This is a genomic window from Eubacterium sp. 3_1_31 (genome assembly GCF_964249515.1).
Taxonomy (GTDB): Bacteria; Bacillota_I; Bacilli_A; order Erysipelotrichales; family Erysipelotrichaceae; genus Longicatena; species Longicatena caecimuris.
On the sequence record NZ_CAXUBY010000017.1, the window covers coordinates 56,661 to 63,710 of the forward strand.

At 37.6% G+C, this 7,050-nt stretch carries 7 protein-coding genes; 6 read left to right on the top strand and 1 reads right to left on the bottom strand.

Annotated elements, in window-relative coordinates; all coding sequences use genetic code 11:
• Positions 1 to 125: 125 nt before the first annotated feature.
• The 6 genes from ACESSZ_RS08650 to ACESSZ_RS08675 all read left to right on the top strand — a co-directional run bounded on the left by ACESSZ_RS08650 (position 126) and on the right by ACESSZ_RS08675 (position 6,236).
• On the top strand, positions 126 to 1,604 hold the full coding sequence (locus ACESSZ_RS08650; protein ID WP_008689893.1) for a murein hydrolase activator EnvC family protein: 1,479 nt from the start codon (positions 126 to 128) through the stop codon (positions 1,602 to 1,604).
• Between the two features lie 287 nt (positions 1,605 to 1,891).
• Positions 1,892 to 2,974 (top strand): A/G-specific adenine glycosylase, encoded by a 1,083-nt coding sequence (gene mutY, locus ACESSZ_RS08655; protein WP_008689892.1) that lies wholly within the window; start codon positions 1,892 to 1,894, stop codon positions 2,972 to 2,974.
• Positions 2,971 to 3,558 (top strand): NUDIX hydrolase, encoded by a 588-nt coding sequence (locus ACESSZ_RS08660; RefSeq protein WP_008689890.1) that lies wholly within the window; start codon positions 2,971 to 2,973, stop codon positions 3,556 to 3,558. The genes mutY and ACESSZ_RS08660 overlap by 4 nt, the downstream gene beginning before the upstream one ends.
• A gap of 733 nt (positions 3,559 to 4,291) precedes the next feature.
• Entirely contained in the window at positions 4,292 to 4,957 is a 666-nt protein-coding gene (locus tag ACESSZ_RS08665) for an N-acetylmannosamine-6-phosphate 2-epimerase (protein WP_008689888.1), read from the top strand.
• Between the two features lie 268 nt (positions 4,958 to 5,225).
• A complete protein-coding gene (locus ACESSZ_RS08670) occupies positions 5,226 to 5,948 on the top strand; it encodes an aspartate kinase (protein WP_008689887.1) in 723 nt (240 codons plus the stop codon).
• A gap of 87 nt (positions 5,949 to 6,035) precedes the next feature.
• The gene (locus ACESSZ_RS08675) at positions 6,036 to 6,236 is read left to right on the top strand and encodes a hypothetical protein (protein ID WP_008979725.1); all 201 of its coding nucleotides are present in this window, start codon (positions 6,036 to 6,038) and stop codon (positions 6,234 to 6,236) included.
• A 619-nt stretch (positions 6,237 to 6,855) separates the two neighbouring features.
• On the opposite strand, the gene ACESSZ_RS08680 is transcribed toward ACESSZ_RS08675, so the two are convergent.
• The coding region (locus ACESSZ_RS08680) for a hypothetical protein (RefSeq protein WP_499842755.1) at positions 6,856 to 7,050 on the bottom strand (195 nt) is incomplete at its 5' end.

The following is a 7,050-nucleotide window of genomic DNA, read 5'->3' on the forward strand; positions in this document are numbered from 1 at the left end:
GCCTACATGCTTATTTGACAGAAATATGCTTACGTAATGAATGATCGTATGTTATCGATGCTGATATAAATTAAATGCTTATCGACCTTAACATTTACTTCGTGATAAAAAGAGGAGGATTTGATATGAAGAGAAAAATTTTAATGATTGTTGCATGTCTGTTCATGGTCGTAATGGCTTCTTGTCCCCTAGAGGCGGAAAGTTTTGCAGGCCGTGAAGCGGAAATGAATAAAAAATGTGCATATATTACCGATAAAGCAACGCAGCAAGAATGTATTGCTTATAAAGAATATTTGCAGCAGAAAAGTAAAAATCTATCCTCAGAGATTGATGGTATTAAAAAACAGCTGAGTAATGTGAAAGGAAGCATGGAATCCATTGGAGAGAAGCTACGAAGCAATCATAAACAGGTTGCCAAGATCAATGCGGAAATGGCCAGTGTGGAAAACGCCATTGCTAAAACGGAAGCATCCATTGCCAAGATGAATGTGAAAATTAAAGAAAAAACGGAAGATATTCAAGAACGTGACAAGATGATGCGTGAACGCCTGATTGAGATGCAGCCTTATATTGGCAGTAATAACTTTATAGACTTTTTGATGGGGGCAGACAGCTTTGCTGATTTACTGCGTCGTTCAGAGATTCTTGGACAGCTGAATTCCTATGAATCTGATCAGATCAAAACATTAAATAAAGAAAAAGCGAAATTGAAGGAAGATAAAGAAGTAGTCCAACAGCAAAAGGAATTGCTGAAAGTGCAGGAGCAAGGATTAAAGGACCAGAAGGAAAAAGCGGAAGCCATAAAGGAAGTTAATGAAAAATTAATGAGCGCATATCGTAAACAGGAAGAGCAACTGCTGGATCAGAAAATCAAGACGCAGATGGCGCAGATGAGTATCCCAAAGGTAGATACTTCTTTGGCTGCACAATTTGATGATGAAACAAGCGATAAACCGGATAAGGATAAAAATGATGGTTCTAACGACCATAACGGGGACTCCCAAGATAATAATCAAGGCAATAATGGAAATGGGAACGGAAACGGCGTAAAACCAAGTACAGGATTTATCACACCAATTCAGGGGAATTGGCATTATTCAGCTGGTACATGGGCATATGCGGATGGCAGTGTACATAGAGGAATGGATTTTGGAACATATCAAGCACAGGGCTTGCGTGTTGTTGCCCCTGCCAGTGGTATCGTTATTTGGACATATGGTGGTTGTCCATCTCCATCCGGTGATAATTTTGGCAGTTATTGTGGAGTGCCGGCTACCGCAGGAAATAACTTAACCATGCTGACCAGAGTTGATGGTGTGGTTTATGCTTTCTCCTTTTATCATCTCTCAGGTACTGCTGTATCTAGCGGAACTGCGGTTGCCCAGGGGCAGACGATTGCTTATACAGGAAACAGTGGCAATAGTACCGGGCCACACTGTCATGTGGAAATGATTCGCGTTGGAAATATGAGTTTGAGTGATGCTTTGAATAAGTTTAACAATAGTGGGGATTTAAGCTTTGGCGTTGGTTGGTACGCTGATCCACATGCTTGTTCCAGCTATGGTTCACCATGTCGTTTACGTCCGGAAAATTATTTCCTATAAGATCAAGTGATTATCTGTACACCATAAGGACAGGTATTTATGGTAAAAGAGTGAGCAGATCATGCGTTTGCGCAAGGCACTAAATGGCATGGAAACAAGATAGAAAAACATGCAAGGTGAATACCGGGTTATTCATTTACTGCAAGAACTGGTTTTAAAATTGCAAGATCTTTGTTTTATATGAACTACGATTATATACAATAGCTATAAAAGAAAAAGACGCCTTATTCAGATGACAGCAAAAGAATGCTGCTTTATCAAGAAGGGGTCTTTTTCTTTGTGATTTCATGAAGAAATGTTATAATACAACCATGAAAGAAAAACATGATAAACAACATTTGGTACAAGCATTATTGGAATGGTATGATGCCAATGCACGCATATTGCCATGGCGGAGTGAACCTACGCCTTATCGAGTGTGGGTAAGTGAAATCATGCTGCAGCAGACACGTGTCGAGGCAGTAAAACCATATTTTGAACGCTTTGTAAATGCATTGCCTGATGTGCATGCACTAGCAAATGCCGATGATGATGAATTACATAAGCTCTGGGAGGGGCTGGGATATTACAATCGCGTAAAGAATATGAAAAAATGCGCACAATACTGTGTGAAACACTATGCCGGTTCATTGCCTAATTCCTATGAATTATTAAAACAACTGCCCGGTATCGGAGATTATACTGCCGGAGCGATTGCCAGTATCGCTTTTCATCTTCCATATCCAGCGGTTGATGGAAATGTATTGCGTGTATTTTCCCGCCTTCTTGTCAGTGAAGATGATATCTTAAAAGAACGTACAAAGAAAAAGTTTCAAAATATTATAAAAGAGTATATTCCTATAGAGCGATGTGATGCCTTTACACAGGCATTGATGGAAATCGGTGCATTGATTTGTGTGCCCAACGCCATGCCTCGCTGTAATATTTGCCCATTAGCAGAAGACTGTATCGGTTATCAAAGCCATCAGGCACAGCGCCTGCCCATAAAAGAGAAAAAGAAAGCACGGCGGATTGAGAAGAAAACGATTTTAGTCGTTGTCCATCAAAAGGAAGTGCTGCTGCAGCAACGCGCTGAGGATAGACTGTTAGCAGGGCTTTATGAATTCATCACGTTAGATGGGGAGCGAGAAGAGGAAGAAGTTATGGCTTTTCTCGGTCATGAACGTATACATAAAATCATCAAACTGCGCTCGGCAAAACATATATTCTCACATGTGGAATGGCATATGCAAGGATATTTACTAGAGGTAAAGGAAAAATTGGATGGCTTATGGTGTACACAGCAAGCGTTGGAACAGCAATATGCGATACCAACTGCTTTTAAGGCATATAAAGATGCTTTATATACATGGTGGAGGACGCAAGAATGAAGACATTATTAGAGGAAGTGAAAGGATTTGATCCTTATAACGAACAGGAAGAAGCAGATAAAGAATTATTGATGACTTATCTGACGATGTTTGATGATATATTTTACCGAGAAAATTTAATGGCTCATATGACAAGCTCTCCCTGGATCGTGAATCAGGATATGAGCAAGGTATTGATGATTTATCATAATATCTATGATTCCTGGGGATGGTGCGGCGGCCATTGTGATGGGGATGAAGATACTTTGCATGTCGCTTTAAAAGAAGGAATGGAAGAAACGGGGTTAACTAAGCTTACACCTTTAAGTGAACATATTATGGCTATTGATATTCTACCTGTACCGCCCCATAAAAAACGTGGTAAGTTTGTTAGTTCGCATGTACATCTTAATGTGACTTATGCCTGTGTGGCAGATGAAACCGAAAATTTACACATCAAAGCGGATGAAAATAGTGGTGTTCGATGGATACCTGTAGAAGAAATTGATACTTGGGTAAGAGAAGAAGATATGAAACCGGTGTATCACAAATTGGTAGAAAAGACGAAAGTTTTGGCAGAACAGAAAACAGAAGTCAGTTTGTAGGATTAAATACAACATGTAATCATGTTTTAATAAAAAAGGTGGATGAATGAAGTTATCGGCATTGCTACAAAGACTTTACAAAATAGAAAGAATAAGCGATAAGGCACTTGCCGTTGATTCAGTGAGGATACTGATTCAGTGAGGGTTCTAGAAATAACAAGAGACATTATAGAAAAACATGCTGAAAAAGGCTATTTTAAAACACATGTTATGAGGTGTGATACATATGCTTTATTTCACATGGCAAATTATACAAATTTAGGAGATTACGAATGAATAAATTGGGGGGTTATTTTTATTTCTTTTCCATTTCTAGTTTTACAAATAAGAAAATGCAGAGGAAGTAAAGAGAAAATTTGTATTATTTCTCATTTGTACGATACCAGTTCCGGTAGTTGCTTTCCTACTTCTTTTACTTGGTCTTAAAACATTTATGTCAGTATCATAAAAGCTATACCATAAAAGAAGTGTGCTATGGATAGAAATAAGTTTAGCAAACGTTATTCAGAAAGTGTTTTTTAATTTATCAGGATATACCGCATGCATGTTTGCATGTCTTGATAAAGTATAGGACATTGAAAGAAAAGACAGTTAGAAATTGCCTGTTTACATGGCTTAAAAAAACGGCAAAAAATTTTTATGAGAATTCGATAATCTCGTAGAAAAAAGGAAGACGAAAAAAGAATTTTGAAGTATAATGAAACTGTAATAAGAGAAAGGACAGGTTTTAATTATGCTGGAAAAAATTAAAGGCGGTTTAGTAGTATCTTGTCAGGCGTTGCCTGATGAACCACTGCATTCTTCTTTCATTATGGGAAGGATGGCGCTGGCAGCAAAACAGGGAGGTGCTGTCGGTATTCGTGCACAAAGTAAGGAAGATATCATGGAGATAAAGAAAACAGTTGATCTTCCTGTTATTGGCATCGTAAAACGTAATTATCCGGACAGCGATATTTACATTACACCGACAAAAAAGGAAATTGATGAATTGTTGGAAACGAAGTGTGAGATGATCGCATTGGATGCGACATTGCGTGATCGTCCAAATGGAGAAAAACTGGAAGATCTAGTTGCCTATATTCATGAAAACGGAGTACTGGCTATGGCGGATTGTTCAACCTTTGAAGAATGTGTCAATGCTGAAAAAATTGGCTTTGACTGCGTATCCACAACGTTATGTGGCTACACTCCGTATTCTGTTTTAGTGGATGGGCCAAATATTCCTTTATTGAAAAAACTAGTAGCTGAATTGCACACCCCAATTTTAGCTGAAGGCAAGATCAATACACCGGAAGACCTTGCAGCCGTTTATGAAGCTGGCGTTCACAGTGCGGTTGTAGGCGGTGCTATTACGCGTCCGAAACAGATAACAGAACGTTTTGTAAAAGTCTTAAAGTAAAAAGCTGAAAACGATACCTGGAAGGAAGTAGAAAAGTCATGACTCTTTCGTGTACTAAATGCTGCTTCCTTTTTATGTTGGTTTAAAACTTTATGATATTGGCTAGGACACTTTATTTCAATGGAATACGAAAAATCTTTTCTGTGATAAGAAAGCTTGTTCGTTTTAAGACAGGACTTCTATTTGTATCATCCTTTTCTAAAGTAGGCACATGACCATGCAAATCTTTATGCTGTGACATATGGTATAAGGAATGCGAGGGGTAGTTATGAATCTGAAAGTAATGAAATTTGGTGGAACATCCCTGCGCAGTGAGGCCACACGCAAATATGTATACCGCCATATTTTAGAATATCAGAAGACACATAAAATCGTGCTGGTGGTATCTGCCATGGGCCGTTATCCGGATGCGTACGCAACGGATACTTTATTAAGTCTTGGGAGCGAATATCTCAGTAAAGAAGAAAAAGCAAGACTTGTTTCCATGGGAGAGCAGCTATCCACGCTAAAGGTGTGCAGCGAATTATTAGATATGGGGATTCATGCGCATGCCCTTTCTTTTTTTGAAGCAGGAATTTTCAGTGATGATCATTATGATTATGCTAAAGTTTTACGTTTGGATGGCACAAAGGTTAAGCAAGCACTTGCTAACTATGATGTAGTAGTCGTAGGTGGCTTTATCTCTATGACTCCACAAGGACATATTACAACATTGGGACGTGGAGGCAGTGATTACAGTGCTGTGCTGTTTGCCGATATGCTGGATCTGAAAGAAGTGGATATTTATACCGATGTAGATGGTGTCTACGACAATGATCCCAAGCTAAACAGCTATGCGATAAAATATGATAAATTGACTTATGATGAAATGCTCAATATGAAGTCACGCGTATTGCATGATCGCAGTGTAGAGTATGCAAAAGAACATGGTATTCGTATTTATCTTAAGGGAACCTTCTCTGGTAGTCAGGGTACGGTCATAGATGCCTAATTCAATTATCACGATTTCTTAAATATTTCTGAACGGCGCAAAATATAGCATATCTTTTTATGAAATATGCTATAATACGATATAGAGGTGAGCGAGTTGAAAAATATCCTGCTGGTAAAAAATCTGAATAGTGAAGAAAGTGCTAAACGCATTGATGCAGCACTTGCGGAAACGCGGGTGGATTATGAAGTGAATATCGAAAAACAATGTGTGGTTGTCATGGGAAACAGTGACATGGTGGCCGTCGCAAGAAAGGTTATAAACGACCTGGGATTTATGATTTTATAAAAGGCAAATGTTGCCTTTTTTTCTTGTGCTACAAGCGTTTGGATATGTCAAAAGTAATAAAAAACAGATTTGCTTATTAAACAAATCTGTTTCACAGTATCTGAATATGCATAGGTAGTTAATAAACATTAAGTTAATCCTGCAGGTTAGTTCCAATTAAAGCATATTTTATATACTATGCACCGTCGTATGCAGTTTCTTACATACGGCGATAAGAAGTCGAAAACTTGTTTCCTCCTATGCGATTGTATATCGAATTTATAATAAATTCTCTTTCCTGTGGATAATCGTGTTTCCTCTTTCATATCAAAAACTTTAATGGAAAACGATATATATTAATAAAACCATAAGTAAAAAGAAGAATCTATCAATTACTTGAGAAATCGTTGATAATAAATAGAAAATTCTTAGTTTTAGCTTAACTTCCATTTGTTTTTGCATAATTTGAACGGCTACAAGTATGCCAGCCATGACCTCTATCTAATTGAAAAAGTCTTTGTGGGTTTTGATTGCTTGATGAATGTTAAGTGTTATCTGTTCAATAGTTTTTTTATAAAGTTTATAGTGTTATCGTTTTCGATATGTTTCTTGATTCTTTTATGTTTAAGATAGAACCATTCTATGGTATCATATTCTCTAGATTATCAAATAATCCTAGCAAGTCTTTCCGATATAATGCATTACATATGTGATGGTGGTATTGTTGTTTTTTGATTTGATTATGGAATATTAAAATCAAGGAGCTAACTATTAAGAAGTCAAGCATTTTTGAAAAAGATTGAAAAAGCATGACAAAAACAAGTGCTAGTAAAAG

Excerpts from the sequence above, each read along its gene's own strand:
- ACESSZ_RS08650 (WP_008689893.1), top strand. The coding sequence starts at position 126 with ATGAAGAGAAAAATTTTAATGATTGTTGCATGTCTGTTCATGGTCGTA.
- mutY (WP_008689892.1), top strand. The coding sequence starts at position 1,892 with ATGAAGAAATGTTATAATACAACCATGAAAGAAAAACATGATAAACAA.
- ACESSZ_RS08660 (WP_008689890.1), top strand. The coding sequence starts at position 2,971 with ATGAAGACATTATTAGAGGAAGTGAAAGGATTTGATCCTTATAACGAA.
- ACESSZ_RS08665 (WP_008689888.1), top strand. The coding sequence starts at position 4,292 with ATGCTGGAAAAAATTAAAGGCGGTTTAGTAGTATCTTGTCAGGCGTTG.
- ACESSZ_RS08670 (WP_008689887.1), top strand. The coding sequence starts at position 5,226 with ATGAATCTGAAAGTAATGAAATTTGGTGGAACATCCCTGCGCAGTGAG.